The organism is Ruegeria sp. HKCCD6119, assembly GCF_013110585.1.
Lineage (GTDB): Bacteria > Pseudomonadota > Alphaproteobacteria > Rhodobacterales > Rhodobacteraceae > Ruegeria.
The window spans coordinates 1-2,282 of sequence record NZ_WVQV01000025.1; the positions used below are offsets into that span (position 1 = coordinate 1).

General features: G+C 58.3%; 2 protein-coding genes. One reads left to right on the top strand and one right to left on the bottom strand.

Annotated elements, in window-relative coordinates; genetic code table 11:
- Positions 1-160: 160 nt before the first annotated feature.
- Positions 161-1,162, top strand: coding sequence for a helix-turn-helix domain-containing protein (locus tag GS611_RS20980; protein WP_171638646.1), 1,002 nt, complete (start codon positions 161-163; stop codon positions 1,160-1,162).
- A gap of 69 nt (positions 1,163-1,231) precedes the next feature.
- On the opposite strand, the gene GS611_RS20985 is transcribed toward GS611_RS20980, so the two are convergent.
- Positions 1,232-2,209, bottom strand: a complete 978-nt coding sequence (locus GS611_RS20985) for a CoA ester lyase (RefSeq protein WP_171638647.1) — start codon at positions 2,207-2,209, stop codon at positions 1,232-1,234.
- Positions 2,210-2,282: the final 73 nt, after the last annotated feature.

Below are 2,282 nucleotides of genomic sequence, written 5' to 3' on the forward strand. Positions count from 1 at the left end.
GAAACCTCGTCTGCACATGCCCCCCAATGGACGCATACGCAGACGCCGCGGAATAGGGAACCGGGCGTAGCAATCCGCGGTTTGCCCTGGCGGATTGAAATCCGAAAATGAGGGCAGCGTCCAGCGAGGCGCTGCCTCTCGTCAATTCGATGGAGGAACAATGAAACACTATGTCCTCGCAAATGATCGCGCCGACCTGGCAAAGACCGGGCCGGAGGTGCCCGAAAGAATAAAACACATCGATGTTATCCTCAGCGACACCCGGGCGCTGGCATCGGCCGAGATCGTCGTCGAGTTCTATCACGCTCTGAACAGCCTGGTCGAAAACTGCTCTTACGTCGTCAATCTCCGGGTGTCCGGAAATGACTCGGTTGGCGGGCCTCTTTATTGGGCAGGTCGGACGGCGATATTCTGGGGCGACCTGGAGAACAACTGGGACGTCTCCGGTTCGCGCAGAAGCTGGATTTCGCAAGTTCTCAACCTGTCTTCAAGGACCGTTCTGGTCGGTGGAGCTGTCCTGTTGCTGGTGCAACTGGGCAGAGCGGGCCGAAACATCGTCGCGGTTCACCCGAACTTTGCCGCGGCCGCGCTGGAAAGCGGATTGGAAAGCTGCGGTGCGGCAACCAATCTGGCCGCCGACGGGCACCCCCACAGCGCGACCAGCAGACTGAGCGCGTTGCGGTTGTTGTCCGAATTCGTGTCCTTGGATCACGGAGAGCATATTGCGGACGCATTGCGCAGCTATATCGGCCTGACCGAACCTACGCAAAAACACGAAAGCAGGTTGGCCGCCCGGTTGGTGCACAAGGCAAAAGGCGATCTTCTGGTGGTGCGCACTTTGGATGCGATGCAGGAGAACATCGAAGATCCTCTGACGATCTCCGATCTTTCCCGTTTGCTCAAAACCTCGACGCGGCAGCTGCAACGACGGTTCCTGAGCAAAACCGGAGCAAAGCTTCTTTCCACGTACAAGGAGCTTCGTCTGGAAAGGGCGCAGAACCTGTTGCAGTTCACGAACATGTCGCAGATCGAAATCTCGGCAGCCACCGGTTTTTCATCGCCCGTCGCATTGAAACGTGCGTTTCAACGCTGCTACAAAACCAGCCCGGATGATGTCCGGGACCGTCGGTTCACGGGTTCGATGGCGCCGGAAGGATCCTAGCACTTCTTCGGCTTGCGCAACCGGCGATGACATCGCGTGGGCAGTTTGCCCACGCAACACTGGTTTGGTTCACGCCGCAGCAATCTGGCTTGCCTTTTCCACCAGCACTTCGGCCTGACGGATGGAGGCGTAATCAATCAGTCGACCATCCAGCGAAACGGCGCCTTTTCCGTCTGCCTCGGCCTCGGCCATGGCAACAAGAATTCGCTGCGCCTTGATGACCTCGGCGTCGGACGGCGACATCACCTCGTTCGCCAGCGCGATCTGGCTTGGGTGAATGGCCCATTTGCCCTCGCAACCCAGAACGGCGGCACGTTTTGCGGCGGCCTTGTAACCGTCCGGGTCCTGAAAATCGCCAAAAGGCCCATCAATCGGACGCAGCCCGTTGGCGCGCGCCGCAACCACCATGCGGGCCAGAGCATAATGCCACATGTCACCCCAATGGGTCTGGCGACCGTCCTCGGGGTCCGCATCGGTCAAAACAGAGTAGTCCGGGTTCACACCACCGATGATCGTGGTTCGCGCACGGGTCGAGGCCGCATAGTCGGCCACACCGAAGTGCAAGCTTTCATTGCGCTTGGATGCTGCCGCAATCTCACTGACATTCTGCATGCCAAGCGCGGTTTCGATGATGTGTTCGAACCCGATCCGTTTTTTGTAACCCTTGGCGTCTTCGATCTGGGTCACCAGCATGTCGACCGCATACACATCTGCGGCTGTCCCGACCTTGGGGATCATGATCAGGTCCAGCCGTTCACCCGCCTGTTCGACCACATCGACGACGTCGCGGTACATGTAATGCGTGTCCAGACCGTTGATCCGAACCGACATGGTCTTGTTACCCCAATCGATGTCGTTCAGCGCCTGAATGATGTTCCTGCGGGCCTGTTCCTTTTCATCGGGCGCGACGGCGTCTTCCAGATCAAGGAAAATGACGTCTACATCGGATTTGGCTGCCTTTTCGAACATTCCGGGTTGGCTGCCGGGCACGGCCAATTCACTTCGGTTCAGGCGTGCTGGGGCTTGGTCAATGGAATGAAAGCTCATAGGTTCGGGTCCTTCGTCTTACAGGTTCGGATAGATCGGGAATTTGGCGCAGAGGTCTGCGACCTCGGCCTTG

Excerpts from the sequence above, each read along its gene's own strand:
- GS611_RS20985 (WP_171638647.1), bottom strand. The coding sequence starts at position 2,209 with ATGAGCTTTCATTCCATTGACCAAGCCCCAGCACGCCTGAACCGAAGT.
- GS611_RS20980 (WP_171638646.1), top strand. The coding sequence starts at position 161 with ATGAAACACTATGTCCTCGCAAATGATCGCGCCGACCTGGCAAAGACC.